This is a genomic window from Halomonas sp. M4R1S46, assembly GCF_025725685.1.
Classification (GTDB): Bacteria; Pseudomonadota; Gammaproteobacteria; order Pseudomonadales; family Halomonadaceae; genus Halomonas.
Map to the genome: position 1 here is coordinate 3,346,994 of NZ_CP107008.1, position 19,559 is coordinate 3,366,552.

General features: G+C 66.0%; 19 protein-coding genes. 12 read left to right on the top strand and 7 right to left on the bottom strand.

Going from position 1 to position 19,559, the window contains the following annotated elements; all coding sequences use genetic code 11:
• Positions 1 to 344 precede the first annotated feature (344 nt).
• The 5 genes from OCT48_RS15525 to OCT48_RS15545 all read left to right on the top strand — a co-directional run bounded on the left by OCT48_RS15525 (position 345) and on the right by OCT48_RS15545 (position 6,152).
• Positions 345 to 1,091, top strand: a complete 747-nt coding sequence (locus OCT48_RS15525; RefSeq protein WP_263590035.1) for an aspartate/glutamate racemase family protein — start codon at positions 345 to 347, stop codon at positions 1,089 to 1,091.
• A 138-nt stretch (positions 1,092 to 1,229) separates the two neighbouring features.
• Positions 1,230 to 2,606: an NCS1 family transporter gene (locus OCT48_RS15530; RefSeq protein ID WP_263590036.1), complete on the top strand. Its 1,377-nt coding sequence runs from the start codon at positions 1,230 to 1,232 to the stop codon at positions 2,604 to 2,606.
• 110 nt (positions 2,607 to 2,716) lie between these two features.
• Entirely contained in the window at positions 2,717 to 3,505 is a 789-nt protein-coding gene (locus OCT48_RS15535) for an aspartate/glutamate racemase family protein (protein ID WP_263590037.1), read from the top strand.
• Between the two features lie 121 nt (positions 3,506 to 3,626).
• Positions 3,627 to 5,087 (top strand): NCS1 family nucleobase:cation symporter-1, encoded by a 1,461-nt coding sequence (locus OCT48_RS15540; protein ID WP_263590038.1) that lies wholly within the window; start codon positions 3,627 to 3,629, stop codon positions 5,085 to 5,087.
• Between the two features lie 150 nt (positions 5,088 to 5,237).
• Complete coding sequence (locus OCT48_RS15545; RefSeq protein ID WP_263590039.1) at positions 5,238 to 6,152, top strand: MurR/RpiR family transcriptional regulator; 915 nt, start codon at positions 5,238 to 5,240, stop codon at positions 6,150 to 6,152.
• Positions 6,153 to 6,170: 18 nt separating this feature from the next.
• On the opposite strand, the gene OCT48_RS15550 is transcribed toward OCT48_RS15545, so the two are convergent.
• The gene (locus OCT48_RS15550) at positions 6,171 to 7,079 is read right to left on the bottom strand and encodes a DMT family transporter (RefSeq protein ID WP_263590040.1); all 909 of its coding nucleotides are present in this window, start codon (positions 7,077 to 7,079) and stop codon (positions 6,171 to 6,173) included.
• Positions 7,080 to 7,528: 449 nt separating this feature from the next.
• Here OCT48_RS15550 and OCT48_RS15555 point away from each other — a divergent pair, with 449 nt between their 5' ends.
• The 3 genes from OCT48_RS15555 (at position 7,529) to OCT48_RS15565 (ending at position 10,473) form a co-directional block, all read left to right on the top strand.
• The gene (locus OCT48_RS15555; protein ID WP_263590041.1) at positions 7,529 to 8,041 is read left to right on the top strand and encodes a TRAP transporter small permease; all 513 of its coding nucleotides are present in this window, start codon (positions 7,529 to 7,531) and stop codon (positions 8,039 to 8,041) included.
• Positions 8,042 to 8,050: 9 nt separating this feature from the next.
• A complete protein-coding gene (locus OCT48_RS15560; RefSeq protein ID WP_263590042.1) occupies positions 8,051 to 9,337 on the top strand; it encodes a TRAP transporter large permease in 1,287 nt (428 codons plus the stop codon).
• 86 nt (positions 9,338 to 9,423) lie between these two features.
• A complete protein-coding gene (locus OCT48_RS15565) occupies positions 9,424 to 10,473 on the top strand; it encodes a DctP family TRAP transporter solute-binding subunit (RefSeq protein ID WP_263590043.1) in 1,050 nt (349 codons plus the stop codon).
• A 98-nt stretch (positions 10,474 to 10,571) separates the two neighbouring features.
• Here OCT48_RS15565 and OCT48_RS15570 read toward each other — a convergent pair whose 3' ends face one another.
• From OCT48_RS15570 to uraH, 4 genes are all read right to left on the bottom strand, one after another.
• A complete protein-coding gene (locus OCT48_RS15570) occupies positions 10,572 to 11,036 on the bottom strand; it encodes a hypothetical protein (protein WP_263590044.1) in 465 nt (154 codons plus the stop codon).
• Between the two features lie 81 nt (positions 11,037 to 11,117).
• On the bottom strand, positions 11,118 to 11,858 hold the full coding sequence (locus tag OCT48_RS15575) for a GntR family transcriptional regulator (RefSeq protein ID WP_263590045.1): 741 nt from the start codon (positions 11,856 to 11,858) through the stop codon (positions 11,118 to 11,120).
• Positions 11,859 to 11,982: 124 nt separating this feature from the next.
• On the bottom strand, positions 11,983 to 13,239 hold the full coding sequence (locus tag OCT48_RS15580) for a urate hydroxylase PuuD (protein ID WP_263590046.1): 1,257 nt from the start codon (positions 13,237 to 13,239) through the stop codon (positions 11,983 to 11,985).
• Between the two features lie 53 nt (positions 13,240 to 13,292).
• Positions 13,293 to 13,646, bottom strand: coding sequence for a hydroxyisourate hydrolase (gene uraH, locus OCT48_RS15585; RefSeq protein ID WP_263590047.1), 354 nt, complete (start codon positions 13,644 to 13,646; stop codon positions 13,293 to 13,295).
• Positions 13,647 to 13,828: 182 nt separating this feature from the next.
• On the opposite strand from uraH, the gene uraD reads away from it, so the two are divergent.
• On the top strand, positions 13,829 to 14,353 hold the full coding sequence (gene uraD, locus OCT48_RS15590; protein ID WP_263590048.1) for a 2-oxo-4-hydroxy-4-carboxy-5-ureidoimidazoline decarboxylase: 525 nt from the start codon (positions 13,829 to 13,831) through the stop codon (positions 14,351 to 14,353).
• 114 nt (positions 14,354 to 14,467) lie between these two features.
• On the top strand, positions 14,468 to 15,091 hold the full coding sequence (locus OCT48_RS15595) for a phosphoribosyltransferase (protein WP_263590049.1): 624 nt from the start codon (positions 14,468 to 14,470) through the stop codon (positions 15,089 to 15,091).
• A 109-nt stretch (positions 15,092 to 15,200) separates the two neighbouring features.
• On the opposite strand, the gene OCT48_RS15600 is transcribed toward OCT48_RS15595, so the two are convergent.
• Both OCT48_RS15600 and OCT48_RS15605 read right to left on the bottom strand, forming a co-directional pair.
• Positions 15,201 to 15,551: a phasin family protein gene (locus OCT48_RS15600; RefSeq protein ID WP_263590050.1), complete on the bottom strand. Its 351-nt coding sequence runs from the start codon at positions 15,549 to 15,551 to the stop codon at positions 15,201 to 15,203.
• A 173-nt stretch (positions 15,552 to 15,724) separates the two neighbouring features.
• Positions 15,725 to 16,432, bottom strand: a complete 708-nt coding sequence (locus OCT48_RS15605) for a glutathione S-transferase family protein (RefSeq protein ID WP_263590051.1) — start codon at positions 16,430 to 16,432, stop codon at positions 15,725 to 15,727.
• Positions 16,433 to 16,960: 528 nt separating this feature from the next.
• On the opposite strand from OCT48_RS15605, the gene glcD reads away from it, so the two are divergent.
• Both glcD and glcE read left to right on the top strand, forming a co-directional pair.
• Entirely contained in the window at positions 16,961 to 18,460 is a 1,500-nt protein-coding gene (gene glcD / locus OCT48_RS15610; RefSeq protein WP_263590052.1) for a glycolate oxidase subunit GlcD, read from the top strand.
• A gap of 9 nt (positions 18,461 to 18,469) precedes the next feature.
• Positions 18,470 to 19,558: a glycolate oxidase subunit GlcE gene (gene glcE, locus OCT48_RS15615; RefSeq protein ID WP_263590053.1), complete on the top strand. Its 1,089-nt coding sequence runs from the start codon at positions 18,470 to 18,472 to the stop codon at positions 19,556 to 19,558.
• The last annotated feature ends 1 nt before the right edge of the window (position 19,559 follow it).

Sequence of the window (19,559 nt, forward strand, 5' to 3'; positions counted from 1 at the left end):
GGCGTGGCGACGGTGCTCGCAGCGGCGCCCGGCGGGGCCATCGAGCCGATCGCTGACCCCGCATGCGGCCTGGGGTTATGGCCGGCATGCGGAACCGCCCGAAATGTACTCACTTTTAATTTTTAATGTATCCATTTTAACCGGAAGAAAATCTTACAACTAATGTACACAATTAATGGGGCGCAGAACTTTTCCCTAATAATACTTTATGTTGCTGTTTTTCAGTGAGATTTTGGAAGCACCGCGAAGCATGCCGGGCTTGATTTGCGCGCCAGCCCGGCCTACTTTGTGTACAAGAAGCATTTTCCTTGTTCACAATAATAACGCGACAACGGGAGACCTCGATGCAGATCCGCGTCATCAACCCCAATACCACTCAAGGCATGACCGATACCATCGGCACCGCCGCCCAGGGGATCGCCGCCCCGGGCACCGTCATCACCGCCACCCAGCCGGCCCACGGCCCGGTCTCCATCGAGAGCCACTTCGACGAAGCCATCAGCGCCGTGGGTGTGCTGGAGGAGGTGATGGCCGGCGAGCGCGACGGGGTGGATGCCTACATCATCGCCTGCTTCGGCGACCCCGGCCTGCTGGCGGCGCGAGAGCTGACCCGGGCCCCGGTGATCGGCATCGCCGAGGCCGCCTTCCACATGGCTGCCCTGATCAGCACCCGCTTCTCGGTGGTCACCACCCTCGGGCGCACCGGCATCATCGCCGAGCACCTGCTCGAGCAATACGGCTTCCGTCATCACTGTCGTCGGGTGCGGGCCGCCGAGATCCCGGTGCTCGACCTCGAGGACGACGCCGATGCCGCTCTCTCCCGGATCATCGACGAGGGCCGCCGGGCCCGCGATGAGGACGGCATCGGCGCGATCGTGCTGGGTTGCGGCGGCATGGCCGACCTGACCGACGAGATCGGCGAGGCTGTGGGACTGCCAGTGGTCGAGGGCGTCACCGCCGCGGTCAAGCTGACCGAGGCGCTGGTCGGCCTGGGACTAGGCACTAGCAAGCACGGCGATCTGGCCTTCCCCCGGCCCAAGTCCTTTACCGGCGAGTTCAAGCGTTTCTCGAATCTGCAGCCCGTCCGTTGACCGGCACGTTTTCTACGTAGTTCTTCCTGAAACCCATAACCACAAGACGCCACAGGCGCACGCCAAGCCGCAAGCGACCTCCAGGGCCAGGCCCCGGAGATAACCACAAGTCAAGCAGACACTTGCGAGGACACGACGATGAGCAACTCCACTCCCCACAACCCGGCCACCCAGGCCGGCACGGCTCCCCCGGAGGCCATCTCGGGCCACAAGGCTCCCGGCCAGGAGTCCCTGGCGCCCCAGCAGACCCGTATCATGGGGCGGGCCTCCTACTTCCTGGCCTGGTTCGGCGGCTGCGTCTCCATTGGCACCTTCGCCATGGGCTCCAGCGTGGTCGGCACCCTGAACCTGGTCCAGGCCACCCTGGCCATCGCCATCGGCTGCTTCGTGATCGGTATCGCCCTGGCCCTGAACGGCGCCGCCGGCTACAAGTATGGCATCCCCTTCATGGTCCAGGCGCGCAGCGCCTTCGGCTTCTCCGGCACCCGACTGCCGGGGCTGGTGCGCGCCGTACCCGCCATCGTCTGGTATGGCTTCCAGAGCTGGATCGGTGCCGGCGCCCTGAACATGGTCTCGGCGACCCTGTTCGGCTTCGATAACCTGATCTTCTACTTCATCACCTTCCAGTTCCTGCAGATCGGCCTGTCGGTGATGGGCTTCCAGGGCATCAAATGGCTCGAGAACATCGGCAGTGCCTTCATCCTCGCCTCGCTGGTCTACATGTTCTACGCCACAGTGCAGCGTTACGGTGACGAACTCTCCGCCAGCGTGCTGACCATGGAAGGCTCCTGGGGCCTGCCGTTCTGGGGTGCCACCATGCTGTTCCTGGGCATCTACAGCACCATGATGCTCAACGTCAGCGATTATGCCCGCGAGCACAAGAAGGGCACCGGCCCGGGGCTGCTGACCACCATCTACGCCATGTCGATCCTGCCCTGCACCCTGTTCATGGGCCTGATCGGTTTCATGGTCTCCGAGGCCACCGGCACCGCCGACCCCATCCAGGTGTTTGCCAATGCCGTGGACAACACCCCGCTGCTGATGACCACCCTGCTGTTCATCGCCTTCGCCCAGGTCACCACCAACGTGCTCAACAACGTGGTGCCGCCGACCTATGTGCTGATGGACGTGTTCAAGATGAAGTTCCAGGTGGCCACCGTGATCGTCGGCCTGCTGGCCTTCGCCACCTTCCCCTGGAAACTGGTGCAGCCGGACTCCGCTGCCGGCCTGCAACTGTTCGTGCAGACCTACTCCGCCTTCCTGGGCCCGATCTTCGCCATCCTGGTGGTCGACTACTACCTGATCCGCCGCCGCACCCTGGATCTCGGCAAGCTCTATGACGAGAACGGTCCCTATCGCGGGGTGAACCACGCGGCCCTGATCGCCACCGCCGTGGGCGCCGTGGTCGCCCTGAGCTTCTCGTCCGTGTCCTGGTACGCCAGCCTGATTCCGGCCGGCCTCACCTACTACCTGCTGATGAAGCACTGGGCCCCCTGCCAGCGCTTCTGCCAATGACCCCACCGTCCCCGTCCGGCATACGCCGGGCGGGGGCGATCACCTCCCACGACAAGCGATAACGCCCCTTGCACTTCCTGCATGGATCACTCCAAGAAGGAGACTCCCGCATGCTCGCATTTCCCTCACCCACCTCCCGTGTCGGTCTCATCACCGGTGGCTTCCTGGCCCTCTGCCTGCTGTCGCCCCTCACCCAGGCCGAGGGAGATAACGCCATGGAGAGCGCCGCCGAGGCCAGAGTCATTACCCTGATCAACCCCAACTCGAACGATGCCGCCACCGAATCGATGGTCGAACTGGCCCGGCTAGAGACCCAGGGGGTGGCGACCGTGGTCGGTAGAAGCAATCGTGACGCCCCGCCACTGCTGACCACCCCCCAGGACATGATCGATGCCGTGCCAGGCGTGGTCGAGATTGGCGTCGAGGCGGCCGAAGACGAACGGGTCGCGGCCATCATCGTTTCTGCCTTCAGTGACCCCGGGCTCGAGGAGCTGCGCGCCGCCGTCGACACCCCGGTCTTCGGCATCGGCGAGGAGGTGTTCCATGAGGCCGCGCGTGGCGACCGGGCGTTCGGCATCGTCACCGTCACCCCGGACGAGGCGCTCATCGAGTCGTTCCGCCAGAAGGCCGCGTCCCTCGGCTACGAGCACCTCTACCGTGGCGTCAGGGTCACCCCCGGCGATCCCACCGAGCTGGTGCAATCGCCCGAGGCTCTCGATGCAGCCCTGGCGGAAGCGGTGCAGGCCTCCATCGACGAGGACGGAGCCCAGGCCGTGATCATGGGCGGTGGTCCGCTGTCGGCCTCTGCCCTCCGGCTTCAGCCCCGCTTCGAGGTCCCGCTGGTCGTCGCCGTCAATGCCGCGGCCCGTGCGGCCGTCGCGACCCTTCAGGGCGAGTGACCGGCGCCCTGCCGGCGCGCTCCCCCTACAATGAGGGTGATGGCATCACCCACTCCGTGGCCTTCCCCACCGGGAGGGCCTTTCCCGACAATAAGAAGGCAAGGCCACTCTCATGACGGACATGACGGACCAAGAGCTGGAAATCCGGCACATCGACCGCAGCCTCTACAACGACGACCTGGCACCGATCAAGAAAGCCAACCGCTCCTGGGGCTGGTTCGAGATCTTCAACGTCTGGTCGAACGATATCCAGAGCCTGTTCGGCTACACCCTGGCGGCCTCGCTGTTCATCTCCTACGGCCTCAACGGCTGGGCGGTGATGGCGGCGATCATCCTCGCCGGCTTCGTGGTAATGGTGCTGGTCAACCTGACCGGCAAGCCGAGCGTCAAGTACGGCGTGCCCTTCCCGGTGATGATCCGATCCAGCATGGGGGTGCGCGGGGCCAACTTCCCGGCCATGCTGCGTGCCATCATCGGCATCTTCTGGTACGGGGTACAGACCTATTTCGCCTCCACGGCGGTGGCGCTGCTGATCACCGCGCTCATCGGCGATCCCGGTGGATCCTGGCTGGGCATGTCCGCCGTGGGCTGGGTGTCCTTCGTGATCGTCTGGTTCTTCCAGATGGCGCTGTTCTGGCAAGGCATCGACAAGATCAAGCACTTCCTCAACTGGGCCGGCCCCATGGTCTATGTGGTGATGGTGGCGCTGATGATCATCGTCTGGTTCCAGGCCGGCAGCGAGCTGTTGCCTGCGGTGAGCACCATCTTCAGCGGCAGCAGCGAGTATGAAGGCAACGCCGTGACCGCCTTCCTGGCGATCACCGGCACCATGATCGCCTACTTCGCCGCCGTGGTGATCAACTTCGGTGACTTCTCGCGCTTCGTGAAGAGCGAGAAGCAGATGAAGCTCGGCAACCTGCTGGGGCTGCCGCTCAACGTGGCCTTCTTCTCCTTCATCGCGCTGATCATCACCGCCGGCACCCTGGCGCTGTTCGGCGAGACCCTGACCAATCCCTCGGACATCATCGAGCGGGTCGATTCCCTGCCGCTGACGATCATCGCCGCGATCACCTTCTTCGCCGCCACCGTGGGCATCAACCTGGTCGCCAACTTCATCCCGCCGGCCTATGACCTGGCCAACCTCTTCCCGCGCAGGATCAGCTTCCGTATCGGCGGGCTGATCACCGCGGTGGTGGCCTTCTTCGTCGGGGCGCTGTGGGTCTCGGTGATCAGCCAGATCGGCATCGCCGGCTTCGTCAATGCCCTGGGAGCCATCGTGGCCCCCTTCTACGGCATCATCGTGGTGGACTACTACCTGGTGAAGCGCCAGCGCCTGAACATCCAGGACATGTTCTCCGCCGACCCCGACGGGGCCTACTACTACGTCAAGGGCTGGAACAAGCGGGCCATCGGCGCCTTCGCCCTGGCCGCCCTGTTCTCGATCTCCTCGGTGTGGGTCCCGGCGCTCGAGGCGCTCGGCGGCTATGCCTGGCTGATCGGCGCCGCCCTGGGCGGGCTCTTCTACTATCTGCTGATGCGTGGCCACGGCGCCGCGACGCAGGGCGCTCGCTTAGCGGAATGAGGCCGGCCCGTTCCCGCAAGGTGGACGACGAACCCGGGCCAATCAGACGGCCACTTTAGTCGCCGGCCCTGAAATTGAAATTTCAGGGCCGGCGCTTCTGTGTTAGGTTGAGGAAACGATGGGCGTGATGTCGTCTCCCACTGTAATCGCATGACACGCCACAACGCCTCGCTGCCAAGAGGACCGATGATGAACGGCAAGGCCCCGACCAGCCCGGAAAGACCCCGATCCCTGGAAGCCAGGATCCAGGCACACCTCTCCGAGTTACCCTCCAGCGAGCGCAAGCTCGCCGAGCTGATCCTCGATTTCCCGGGCGAGCTATCGGCCTATAACGCCACCGAACTGGCCAGGCTAGCAGGCGTTTCCAAGGCCGCCGCATCGCGGCTCTTCAAGCGGCTAGGCTTTACCAACTTCGAGGAGGCTCGCCGCCTGGTCCGCGACATCAAGCAGTGGGGTTCACCGATCTATCTGCATGAACGTCAGCAGGACTCGTCGCCGCTGCCCTCGGAGAGCCAGTCGTTCCTGAGCGATCATGTCGCGGCCCTGACGCGCACCTTCGAGCAACTGAATGAGGCGGACATCGAGGCCGCCCTGCACCGCATCGTCGAGGCGCGCCGCATCTGGCTAATCGGCTTTCGAAACAGCTATTTCATGGCCGCCTATGCACGCTGGCAGTTCATTCAGTTCCGGCAGCAGGTCCACCTGCTGCCCCATCCCGGGGAAACGTTCGGCGAGCATGTCACGGAGTTCGGAGAAGACGATCTCCTGATCGCGGTGGGCATGCGTCGCCGTGTCCCGGAGCTCGAGCGCGTCATGCACGCCGCCCATGAGCGAGGGGTGCCCGTGCTCTATCTGACGGACTCGCTGTCCAGCGACAAGAAACCCCTCGCCACCTGGACGCTCAGCTGCGACATCTCGAGCAGCTTCCTCTTCCATACCTATGTCGGCCCCATGGGGCTCATCCACTACCTCAGCGTCCAGGCGGTGCGACTGGCCGGCAAGTCGGGCCGCGTTCGCCTGGAGGACATCGAGATCGCCCACGAACAGGTCCGTGACTTCGACTGACCGGCGTCCTCGCGGCGACTAGCGCCTTCCATCGCGGACCGCGAGCACGATGCCCAGGACCACCAGGGGGGCGGCGACCAGTGTCCAGGGGCCCGGCAGTTCACCGAGAAAGACGACCGAGAGGGCCGCACTCAGAAACGGCACCAGGTAATAGACGTATCCGGCCTGAGCGGCACCGATCAGCGCCACGGCCCGGTTCCAGCAGACGAACGCCACCAACGACGCCGCGATGCCCGCATACCCGATGAGAAAGAGGTTCTGGCCACTCCATTCCGGCATGCCCACGACGGCGACTCGCCAGGCGAATAGCGGGAGCAGCAGCAAGGTTCCCATCAGGAAGGAACTCCCGACCAACACCATGAAGGGCAGCCTCCCGAGTAACCGCCGAAACATCACCGTGTAGATCGCGAAACAACTGGCCGCCAGGGTCATCCAAGCCAGCCCACGCCCCATGTCCACGGTCAGATCGGCGGAGCCTCCATCCCGCGCAGACAACAGGATGCCGCCGGCCGCCAGCAGCATGCCCAGAATCCCTACCCAGGACACCCGCTCTCCGAGGAGACTCACCGACAGCAAGAGGATGAGGATCGGTGCGGCGGCGTTCACCAGGGACATATGGGTGGCACCGATATGGTTCCCGGCGATGTAGACACTGGTATTGAAGGCGGTGATGCCGAAGAAGGAGGCCACCACGATCCCTTTCCAGCTCACTGCCAGAGCCCGCCGGGCCGCAAGCAACCGGTTCGCCACGAATGGCAACAGCAATGCCGAGGCCAGGCTCCAACGCAGGAAGGCGAGAGCGATGGGATCGATGCTGGCCGAAGCGGCCCGAGCGGCGACGAAGTTGCCTGCCCAGATCGTGGTGGCCAGCAGCGCCAGCAGTCCTCCCTGCCAGATCCGGGCGCGTTGATTCGACTCATCCTGCATTCTTTCCTCCCTTGGTGACCAGCCCAGTCAGATCGCCCGCCGCCGACAACAGGAGGATTCCCTGGTGACGGTGTCATCATCCCTCTGATACCGAATCGACGGGACGGCAAGGGTCGCCATCCCTGACAGTACGATATTTTCAATGATACCAAGCAAAGAAATTATTGTTTCATTAAATATCGTATACCAACCGCCTGTCACTGCAAGGCATATCCGTCAATATCTTCGTATACAAGCACTCGTTCCTATTCAAACATCTTATATATCATGAAGTTAACAAACCTCCTGCTCGACTCGCCGGCCAACGACACTGCCGGCAAGGGAGCTGGGTCGACACTGAAACAACAAGACCAAATAAATTGACAACCCGAAATCCATGTTTTAAACCTGAAGCTACAATGACAACCAAAAGGTCCGGCGAACCCTCGTCGTGTCCGAGGAGGAGAAAGGTGGAAAAGGTCAGCCTCAAGGCGCTGGCAATGAGCCGGTCCCTCAACCGCTGGGTCGAGCGGTTGTGCGTGGTCTTGGTGATCGTGCTGGTTCTCGATGTATGGCTGGGGATCCTGGCCCGTTACGTCCTGCCCTGGAATCTCACCTTCACGGAGGAACTGGCCCGCTACCTGATGATCTGGGTCGCGCTCCTCGCCATCTCGACCGGCATCTGCTATCGGCAGCACGTCGGCGTGCTGATCCTGTTCGACCGTTTCCCGCGCCCGATGCGTAAACTCCTGGCCCTGAGCTTCGACGTGATCGGCTTCGCCTTCTTCGCCTTCATGTTCATCTATGGCCTGGGCTACGTGGAACGCGGTTTCTCGCAGTTGACGATGATCTTCGGCATGCCTCGGGGCTATCCCTACATCATCATTCCGGTGGCTTCGGGCCTGGCCTGCCTGCAATTCGTGATGGTCGCCATCTACGACTTCTTCGCCCCTGACCCGCACCCCGCGGCGGAACGCGCCTGAGGTAACGTCATGATCATCGTAGCCATCGTCTTCTTCGGACTCCTGATACTCGGCATGCCGGTAGGCATCGTGCTCGGCGTGGCCGGCCTGATCGGCATCATCGACATGGGCGGCGGCCATTTCCTGGCCATGGTGCCGGACCGCTTCTTCTCCGGGCTCAATCTCTTCCCGTTTCTCGCCATGCCCTTCTTCATCCTGGCCGGCGAGATCATGAACCGTTCGGGCCTGACCATGAACCTGGTCAACTTCGCCCAGGCCCTGGTGGGCTGGCTGCGCGGTGGGATGGCCCACTCCAACATGCTGGCCTCGGTACTGTTCGCGGGTCTCACCGGCTCGGCTACGGCGGACGCGGCGGCCTTCGGCAACACCCTGGTCCCGGCGATGAAAAAGGCCGGATACACCGGTCCCTATGCCTGCGCCGTCACCGCGGCGGGTTCGATCATCGGTCCGATCATCCCCCCCTCCACCCTGGCCATCATCTATGGCTCGCTGATGGGTGTCTCGATCGCGGGGCTGTTCGCCGCCGGCATCATTCCTGGCCTGTTGCTTTGCCTGGTGTGCATGTGCCTGATCGCCGCCACCGGGCGTCGCCTGGGGCTGCCCAAGTCCGATCAGCGGCCGAGCCTCACCCTGATCCTCAAGGAGTTCCGCGGCAGCCTGCTGGCCTTGATCCTGCCGGTCTTCATCCTCGGCGCCATCCTGACGGGGATCACCACGCCCACCGAGGCCGCGGCACTGGCGGTGCTCTATGCCCTGGTGGTGGGTGGCGTGATCTATCGCAACATCACCTGGAAGGACATGTACGAGATGCTGGCGCGCACGGCGTTGATCACCGGCGTGATCTTCCTGATCATCGCCTCGGCCACCATCCTCGGCTGGTGGATGACCTTCAACCAGATCCCCCAGTTGATCGCCGCCGGCTTCCTGTCCGTCTCCGAGAATCCGGCCGTGGTGGTGACCATGATCGTCGCCCTGCTGCTGATCATCGGGCTGTTCATGGACATCAATGCCGCCCTGATCATCCTCGCCCCGGTGCTCGGCCCGCTGACCCTGACCATCGGCCTGGACCCGGTGCATGCCGGCATGATCATCATCCTCGCCCTCACCATCTCGCTGATGACGCCACCGGTCGGCGCCTGCCTGTTCGTCCTGGCCTCGGTCACCGGCGAGCGCATCGAGGCGATCACCAAGTCCCTGTGGCCCTTCATCGTGGTCGAGGTCGCGGTGCTGATGGCCGTGGCCTATTGGGAGCCGATCGCGCTCACCATCCCTCGCCTGCTGGGGCTGGCGAGCTAGGCGTCACCTTCCCGCCCCGGCCCGACCACGGGCGGGGCTCCTCCACCCACCCGCGACAGCAACAACAACACCGCAGGAGAGAGACCATGAAGACCCGCATCACCACGACACTGGCCGGCCTTGGGTTGGCCCTGGGCATCGCCGGCGCTGCCTCGGCCGCCGAGACCACCATGCGTATCGCCCACGTCAATCCACCGGAGGCCATGGCCAGCAACGCCGGCGCCATGTCGGCGGTGTTCAAGCAGCTCGCCGAGACGGCCAGCAACGGCGAGATCGAGGTCACCATCTATCCCGCCGGACAGCTCGGCAAGGATGCCGAGGCCATCGCCCAGGTCCGCCAGGGCATCATCGAATCCTCGATCTCGACCGCCGGCGGCGTGGCCGAGCACTATCCGAAGATCGGCGTGTTCGATATCCCCTTCGCCTTCCCGAACATCGGCGTGGCCAACGAGGTCATTTCGCTGGAGAGTGACTTCGGCCAGATGCTGGCCCAGGACATCCATGAGGAGACCGGGCTCAAGGTGCTCGGCCTGCTGGACAGCGGCGGCTTCTTCCAGTTCACCAACTCTCAGAAACCCATCTCCTCCCCCGAGGACATGGAGGGACTGCGGATCCGCACCATGACGCTGCCCACCCACGAGGCCATGATCAACTCGATGGGCTCCCAGGCCACGCCACTCGCCTGGGCGGAAGTGTATACCGCCCTTCAGACCGGGGTCGCCGATGGTCAGATGAACCCCATCCAGCAGACCGCCTTCGCCAAGTTCGACGAGGTCCAGGACTACCTGACGATCAGCAATCACCTGATCACGCCCTATGTCTGGTTCGTCAATCAGGACTTCTACAACGGCCTGCCGGAGGAGCATCGGCGCATCATCGACTGGGCCTCCAAGGTCGCCGTCGAATCCGGCCGCGCCATGTCGCGGATCATCGAGGCCTCCGAGCAGGGCCTGCCCAAGCTCGCCGACTCCATGGAGGTGAACACCATCACGCCGGAACAGCGTGAGGCCTTCGCCACCAAGGCTCAGCCGGCCGTTCGCCAGGTCATCGAGGACAAGTATGGCGAGGAGGGTATCGCCCTGCTCGAGGCCATGCTGGCCTCCATCGAGGAGGCTCGCGCCGCGCAACAGCAGTAACTCCGACGCCCGGCACCATCCGGCGCGCTCATGCCAACCAGCAAGCCAGTCGGCCAGGGCCGACTGGCTTGTTCCGTGTAGGGCGTATGAGGCCCAGCTCAGCTCGAGAGAATCCGATCGAGGTCCGGCTCTCGGGGTTCTCCACATGGCGGGACTAGGGGGGCCACGACGGCTTGGCGGCGGCAGAACCAGCCAGGCCAGCCGCCGGCGAGATGGAACAGCTCGCCCTGCTCGCCGAGGTCCCGATTGAGCACCCGCTCGAGCTCACGCAGCCGCGACAAGTGGAAGAAGATCGACTGCTTGAGCAGGTCATAGAACATCACCAGGACGATGACCAGCAGCAGCACCAGGAAGCCGACGGGAGTCACCGGCTGGTGGAGACGGACCTCCAGTTCGAGGAGCCGCGCCAGCGGATCCCAGACCAGCAGGGCCCCGATCGCGACGATCAGGCGGATATCGCCCAGGGCATTCCTGATGTAGTCGTGGCAGATCCCACTGAGCCGGACGTATTCCGCATAGACCCGCTCCAGCGCGATGTCGTAGGGCAACTCATCGGACGGCATGGGGCAATCCACCCGCAGGACGGAGGTATGGCCCTCAGTATGGTGCGCCTCATCGGCCTTGCAACGCCGACGGGGACCAGGTCACCCCGAGAAGATCTCGAACAGGTCCGGGGCCTCGTCCTCTTCGGCATGGATGGACAGCGAGGCCTCGATGGCCTTGAGGTGGCGGCTCATGAAGGCCTGGGCGCGCTCGCCGTTGCCGCTCACCAGGTAGCCCACCAGGTCGTCGTGGTCGTGGGATTCACAGCCCAGGTGGCCGGCGTTGCCGTACACCGCGAGGATCAGCGAGGAGCGCGAGCACAGGCGCTCGACGAAGGCCGCCAGGGTGGCGTTGCCGGAGATCCGTGCCAGGCGGCCATGAAAGGCCGCGGACAGCTTGATGGCGGCACTCTGCTCGCCGGCCCGGAGCGCCTCGCGCTCCCGGGCCGCCATCTCGCGCAGCGACTGGGCATCCTCGGCGGTGATGCGCCGGGCGACCTCGGGCATCAGGCCGCACTCGACCATCTGCCGGGCATCGAAGACATCCTTGGCCTCGTCGGCGGTGGGCCGCGTCACGCTGGCGCCGCGGCGGGGGGTCAGGGTCACCAGCTGCTCCAGGGCCAGGCGCTGCAGGATCTTGCGGATGCCGGTACGGCTGATGCCGAAGACCTCGGCCAGGGCATCCTCCCGCAGCCGCGCACCGGGCTTGAGGCGATGCTCGATGATGGCATCGCTGATCGACTGGTAGATCGCCTCGTGACGCTCGGCGCCGTCGCCGTTCTTGCCGGGGCGACCGCCGCCGTCGCTGGACTTGCCCCCGTCAACGACCTGACGCTGGTTCATGGACTGCTCGCCTCCGTGAAAACCCGATATGCCGGTCATTGTATACGCTTTCCGCTCCCCGACACGACCACCGCCCGCCAAATAGGCGGGCGGTGGTCACCGGGCGAGACGGTCCGCCGTCACCTCACGGGGTCCAGGCGGCGATCTTCGCACGCTCCTCGTCGGTCATCTGGGTGATGTTGCCGAGCGGCATGTAGCCGCTGGCGACCACCTGCTTGATCTGGTCGACCTGGCGCAGCATCTGCTCGGGGGTGTCCAGGATCACCCCCGCCGGTGCCGCCGAGAAGCCGGCATGCTCGGGGTTCTGGGCATGGCAGGACACGCAGCGTTCGGTGATGATGGCGTGCACCTCCTCGAGTGCCTCGCCCTGGGCCACCATTTCGGTGTCGGCCGGCGCCTCCTCGCCCCCGGCGGCCTCGGTGCTGGCCGTGGCGGCGGCGGTGGCATTGCCCGCGGTGGGTGCCCCGACCCACACCGCCACCAGGATCAAGGCGACCCCCGCCGCCGGGTAGGCGGGCTTGAGATGGCCGGCGTGCATCAGCACGAAGAACTGGCGGATCAGGGCCCCGGCGAAGATGAACAGCGACATGATCACCCAGGAAAGCTCATGGGTATAAGTGAAGGAGTAGTGGTTGCTGAGCATCAGCAGCACCACCGGCAGCGTGAAGTAGGTGTTGTGCACCGAGCGCTGCTTGCCACGCTTGCCGTCGATGGGGTTGGGGGTCTCGCCGGCCTTCATGGCCTTCACCATGCGGCGCTGGCCCGGGATGATCCAGAAGAAGACGTTCGCCGACATGGCGGTGGCCATCACCGCGCCGGTGAGCAGGAAGGCGGCGCGGCCCGCGAATATCTGGGTGCTCAGGTAGGCCACCACCACCATCATCACCGCCACGGCCAGGCTCAGCAGGCCATCGCGCTCCATGTTGGGGCTGATGCGCTTGCACATCTCGTTATAGACCACCCAACCCGAGAGCAGGAACAGCAGGGCCACCACGTTGGCCTGCCAGCCGCTCAGGTTGGCGGCCCATGCCCAGTCGCTGCCCGGATTGACCAGGTAGAAGCCGGGATTGGCCATGTAGAGCAGCACGAACAGGCCAAAGCCGGACAGCCAGGTCGTGTAGGCCTTCCAGAACGACCAGTGCAGGTCCTCGGGGAGCTTCTCCGGGGCGCTGGCGTACTTCTGGTTGTGGTAGAAGCCACCACCATGCACCGCCCACATCTCGCCGAACACGCCCTTGCGCTGGTCCTCGGCGGCCTTGGGCGGTCGCAGGCCGTTGTCCAGCATGACGAAGTAGATCGACTCGCCGATCCAGGCCACGGCGGCGATCACGTGCAGCCACCTCAGCAGGAGGTTGGCGAAGTCCAGAAAGTAGGCTTCCATCGGTCAGGCCTCGTTGGAATTATGCGATTGTTGTCTGGAGTCAGGGCCAGGGCTCAGCTGCCGCGGTAGGTGGAATAGCTGTACGGCGACAGCAACAGGGGCACGTGATAGTGCTGGGAGGCATCGGCGACGCCGAAGCGCAGCGGAATCACGTCGAGGAAGCGCGGCGCCTCGCCGGCCACGCCCTGGCGGTCGAGGTAGTCCCCGGCATGGAAGACCAGCTCGTATTCGCCCGCGGCGAAGGCCTCTCCCTCCAGGATCGGCGCATCGCAGCGCCCGTCGTCATTGGTGACGACCTCGGTGATACGAGTGCGGTCAGCGCCCTCGAGGCGATAGACCTCGATGCGGATGCCCTCTCCCGGGCGGCCCAGTGACGTATCCAGCACGTGGGTGGTCAGGCGTCCCATGCGTCCCTCCTGTGGTGCGTTGCGGCCGGCCAGTGCGACGGACCGGCGGGTTGATGTGCCCTTGCCCCCTCGGGAGCAGACCCTATGCCAACAGTATTAGCCACAAAAGGGGTACATTTCAAAGCATTTTTTGTATACAGTTTATTCCTGTCATGACCCAAACACCGCAAGGAGGTCACATCATGAGCGGCAAGATCCTTTCCCCGCGGCCCAGCGAGCTGGGCCAGGCCGACTTCGTCGCGCAGTACGGCGACATCTACGAGCACTCGCCCTGGGTGGCCGAGCTCGCCTGGGAGCGGGGCCTCGACAGCACCCAGGACAGCCCCCAGGGCCTGGCCGAGGCCATGGGCCGGGTCCTGCGGGAGGCGAGCGCCGAGCGCCAGCTCGAGGTCATCCGCGCCCACCCCGACCTGGCCGGCAAGGCGGCCATCGCCGGCGAGCTCACCGATGATTCCACCCGGGAGCAGGCCGGTGCCGGCCTCAACCAGTGCACCCCCGAGGAGATGGCACGCTTCGAGCGCCTCAACGCCGACTACAAGGCCAAGTTCGACTTTCCCTTCGTGATGGCCGTCAAGGGCAGCGATCGACATGCCATCCTCGCGGCCTTCGAGACGCGCCTGGAGAACGACCCCGCCGAGGAGCGTCGCACCGCCATCGAGCAGATCAATCGCATCGCCGGCTTCCGGCTGGAGGACCGGGCGGCCTGACCCTGCTGGTCACGCCGGCTGTCCGCCCCGCGCGTGGGCAGCCGTCCTGCGGCCGGGACGGCCCCCGTCACGACTACACTAGTAAAGAGATGGTCTGCACGAGGGGATTCCACGATGTTCCGCGATCGACTGGAGGCTGCCGAGGGACTGGTGCAACGGCTTGAGCACCTGCGAGGGCGCGACCCCCTGATCCTGGCGATTCCCCGAGGGGGGGTGCCCATGGGCCGGCTGATCGCCGACGAGCTGGAGGGGGAACTGGACGTGGTGCTGGTGAGGAAGATCGGCGCCCCGGGCAACCCGGAATACGCCATCGGCGCGGTCGGCGAACAGGACCGCGTCCAGCTCGAGCCGGCGGCCGGTCACTACCCGGAGTCGGCCATCACCCGGGAAATCGAGACCCAGCAGGCGCTGATCGAGGAGCGTCGCCGCCGCTACACGCCGGTGCGCGCCCCCATCGACCCCGCCGGGCGCATCGTGGTGGTGGTCGACGACGGCAGTGCCACCGGCGCCACCATGGCCACGGCACTGGGCAGCCTGCGCCCGCGCCATCCGGCCCGGCTGATCGCCGCCGTGGGGGCGGCGCCCCCGGAGACCGTGGCACGCCTGGAACGGCTCGCCGACGAGGTGGTGTGCCTGCTCGCCCCGGCCAACTTCGGCGCCGTCGGCCAGTTCTTCGCCAACTTCGGGCAGGTGAGCGACGACGAGGTGATCCGGCTACTGGGCACCGAGCACGGCTGACCCCGACGGGGCCTGACCGCGTCCGCCAGACGAAAAAAACGGGCCACCGCCGTCAGGCGATGACCCGCAAGGCCCGGCAAGGGCCCCTTGCTTGCAGTGCCTCGGGAGGTCAGCGGGTGCTGGCGGCCTTGACCTGCTCCTCGACCAGCTTCTGCCCCTTCTGGACATACTCCTGGCCGAGGCTCATCAGCGCCTCGGAGTCGCTCTTGACGCGCTCGCCGAGGTCCTGGAGCACCTTCTGCTGGCCTTCCATGGCCTTCTGGACGCCGTCGGCATCCTTGACCTCGAGCCAGCCGCGCGCCTGGGCCAGGCCCAGGTCGGTCAGGGCGCGAGCCGAGTCGAACTGGGTGGACACCAGCTTCTCGGCATATTCCAGGTTCAGCGCGGCATAGGACCGCATGGGTTGCACAAAGAGGGACTCGAACTGTTCGGTGGTCTTGTCGGTCGTTGCCTTGCTCATCGCACACCTCCGTGATGGTGGGGATACCGGGCCAAGCGCCGGTGTTGCATTGCAACATAGCAGGCTGTTTTGTGCATCGCAACATCCTGCGGACCACTTTCTTGCCTCATTCCCCCACACGACGATGCCCGGCCGGGGCCGGGCATCGTCGCGAGAACCGCCAGCGTGTGGACTCAGCGGTAGGCGCCCTCGATATCGGTCACGCGCGTGGCCCGACGACCGAGGCCGTCGTGCCGGTCGAGCATGCGCTCGACCCAGGCATGGACCGGGTCGGCATTGGAGACCAGGTCGGCGCTGGAGACGCAGCGCGCCCACATGAAGAAGCCGAACACCAGATAGTCGGCACCGGCGGGGGCCTCGCCATCCAGGAAATCGGCCTCCTCGAAGCGTCCACGCAACGGGGCGAGGGCCGCGTCGAGCTGGGCCAGGCCCTTGGCCGGGGAGTGGAACTCCTCCAGGGTGCGACCGAAACGCGTCTCGCGGGACTCGCGAAAGTAGGCGCGGTCGTCGGGATGCACGGCATTGAACAGGTCCATGATGATGGTGCGCATCATCGCCGGCGCCAGCGCGCGCTCGGCATAGTGCTTGAAGAAGCGCCCCCGGGCATCGGCCAGGGGCTCGCCGAGCAGCGGTGCCTCGGGATAGGCGCGATCCAGGTAGCGCAGGATCGCATAGCTGTCGGTGACCACCTCGTCGCCGTCGACGAGGACCGGCACCTTGTCGTGGTCGGCGAAGGCCAGCGCCTGCTTGTCGGTGAAGCGCCAGGGGCGTGTCTCGACGTCCAGCCCCTTGTGGGCCAGGGCATAACGGACCCGCCAACAGTACGGCGAGAACCGCAGCGACTCGTCCATCCCGCAGAGTTCGTAGAGCACCCGTGTCATACCGACTCCTTGCATCCGGTGAGGGGAGTTCCCCGATAGTGCCAGGCTTTGCCGGCCGCCGCCATCGACCCGCCGGCCCCCTGCCCCTTGTCCATTGGTATAACCGCCGCCCCCGCTGCGGAACCGACCCGTCTCGGCCATCTCCCTTCAACTCATTGAATCACAATGCCTCTCAGAGCGTTCAGGAAAAAGCATCGCCATGGACTCTTTGGTCATACCAATTTACCCGACATGGTCAAGCCCGGTGTCTGGCCGTAAGGTTCGCCCATGCCGCCCCGGCGGCGGCCAACGACATCATCATCGATGAGGGACCTCCACCGATGCCCGACACTCTCCTGGCGCTTCTGGCCTTCACCCCCCTGCTGCGGCTGAGCTGAGCCACGGCCCCGCCGACCGGCGGGGCCACGTCGCCCCGTCGACGGCCGCGGCGCCGCGGCAAGATGACCGGCGTCCCTTCCATATATTTATGGAAGACATTTCCATACCATTGACCCCATACTGGATTCATTCCCGTTTCTCGGAGCCGTCATGAATATCCACTTCGACGCGCGACTCGATGGTGAGCTGCCTCGCCGGGACAAGGCGGAGGTGCTCGCCAGCCTCCAGCAGGCCGCTCCCGGCCTGACCCTGCTCCATCGCGAGGAAGACCTGCATCCCTTCGAGTGCGATGGCCTGGCCGCCTATCGCGTGCTGCCCATGCTGGTGGCCCTGCCGGAGAGCCTCGACCAGGTAGAGGCCCTGCTCGAGGGCTGCCGGGAACTGGGCGTGCCGGTGGTCACCCGCGGCGCCGGTACCGGCCTCTCCGGGGGCGCCCTGCCCCTGGAGCAGGGTGTGCTGCTGGTGATGTCGCGCTTCAACCGGATCCTCGTCGTGGACCCCGACGCCCGCACCGCCCGGGTCCAGCCCGGCGTGCGCAACCTGGCCATCTCCGAGGCCGCCGCCCCCCATGGGCTCTACTATGCGCCGGATCCCTCCTCGCAGATCGCCTGCTCGATCGGCGGCAACGTGGCGGAGAACGCCGGCGGCGTGCACTGCCTGAAGTACGGCCTGACCGTGCACAACGTGATGCAGGTCGAGATCATCACCATCGAGGGCGAACGCCTGACCCTCGGCAGCGAGGCCCTGGATGCCCCGGGCTTCGACCTGCTGGCCCTGATCAACGGCTCCGAGGGCATGCTCGGGGTGGTCACCGAGATCACCGTCAAGCTGCTGCCCAAGCCGGAGACCGCCAAGGTGCTGATGGCCAGCTTCGACGACGTGGGCAAGGCCGGCCGCGCCGTGGGCGACATCATCGCCGCCGGCATCGTCCCCGGCGGCCTGGAGATGATGGACAACCTGGCGATCCGCGCCGCCGAGGACTTCATCCATGCCGGCTACCCCGTCGAGGCGGAGGCCATCCTGCTGTGCGAGCTGGACGGCGTGGAGGCCGACGTCGACGACGACTGCGCCCGGGTGCGCGAGGTGCTCGAGGCGGCCGGCGCCACCGACATCCAGCAGGCCCACGACGAGGCCGAGCGCGCCCTGTTCTGGGCCGGGCGCAAGAACGCCTTCCCCGCGGTGGGCCGGATGTCGCCGGACTACTACTGCATGGACGGCACCATCCCGCGCCGCGAGTTGCCCCGCGTGCTGCAGGGCATCAGTGAGCTGTCCGAGCAGTTCGGCCTGCGGGTCGCCAACGTCTTCCATGCCGGCGACGGCAACATGCACCCGCTGATCCTGTTCGATGCCAACCGCCCCGGCGAGCTGGAGCAGGCCGAGGACCTCGGCGGCAAGATCCTCGAGCTGTGCGTCGAGGCCGGGGGCTCGATCACCGGCGAGCACGGCGTGGGCCGCGAGAAGATCAACCAGATGTGCGCCCAGTTCAGCAGTCGCGAGCTGACCACCTTCCACGCGGTGAAGGCGGCCTTCGACCCCGAGCGCCTGCTCAACCCGGGCAAGAACATCCCGACCCTGGCCCGCTGCGCCGAGTTCGGTGCCATGCACGTGCACGGCGGTGAACTGCCGCACCCCGAGCTGCCGCGTTTCTGAGGAGTCACCATGGCCAACACCACGAACCCGACCCGGGACCGGGATATCAGCGAGGGCCTGGGAGAGCGCATCCGGCAGGCCGGCGTGGACGGCACGCCGCTGCGCATCGTCGGCGGCGACACCAAGGCCTTCTATGGCCGCCCGGTGGAGGGCGAGGCCCTCTCCACCCGCGAACACCGCGGCATCACCCGCTATGACCCGGTGGAACTGATCGTCTCGGTGCGTGCCGGCACACCGCTGGCCGAGCTCGAGGCGGCGCTGGCCGAGCACGGCCAGATGCTGCCCTTCGAGCCGCCCCACTTCGGCGACGCCGCCACCGTCGGCGGCATGGCCGCCACCGGCCTGTCCGGCCCGCGACGCCCCTGGGCCGGCGCCGTGCGCGACTTCGTGCTGGGCGCCCGGGTGATCACCCATGCCGGGGACGAGCAGCGCTTCGGTGGCGAGGTGATGAAGAACGTCGCCGGCTACGACCTCTCCCGGCTGATGGTCGGCGCCCAGGGCAGCCTGGGCCTGCTCACCGAAGTCACCCTCAAGGTGCTGCCCAGGCCGTCGGCCAGCCACAGCCTGCGCCTCGAGATGCCCCTGGACCAGGCCCGCCAGCGCCTGGCCGAGTGGGGGCGCCAGCCCTTGCCGCTGACCGCCGCCGCCTGGCAGGCCGGCGCCCTGCACCTGCGACTGGAGGGCGGCCCCGGCTCGGTGGCCGCCACCCGCGAGCGTCTCGGCGGCGAGGCGCTCGCGGCCGACTTCTGGGACGCACTGCGCGAGCAGCGCCTGGCCTTCTTTTCCGGTGACGACGCTCGCCCGCTGTGGAGGCTCTCGCTCCCCCAGCGGGCGCGGCTGGAGGCCGAGGGCCTCGACGAGGAGGTCATGCTCCACGACTGGGCCGGCGCCCAGCGCTGGCTGCGCAGCGAGCTGCCCGCCGAGACCCTGCGCGAGGTCTGCGCCAGCGTCGGCGGGCATGCCACCTGCCTGACCCCGGGCGCCGCCGCCCCCTTCTCCCCGCTGGCCCCGGGGATGGCGAAGTACCATCGCCGCCTCAAGGCCGAGCTGGACCCGAAGGGCATCTTCAACCCGGGCCGACTCTACGCGGAGCTATGAG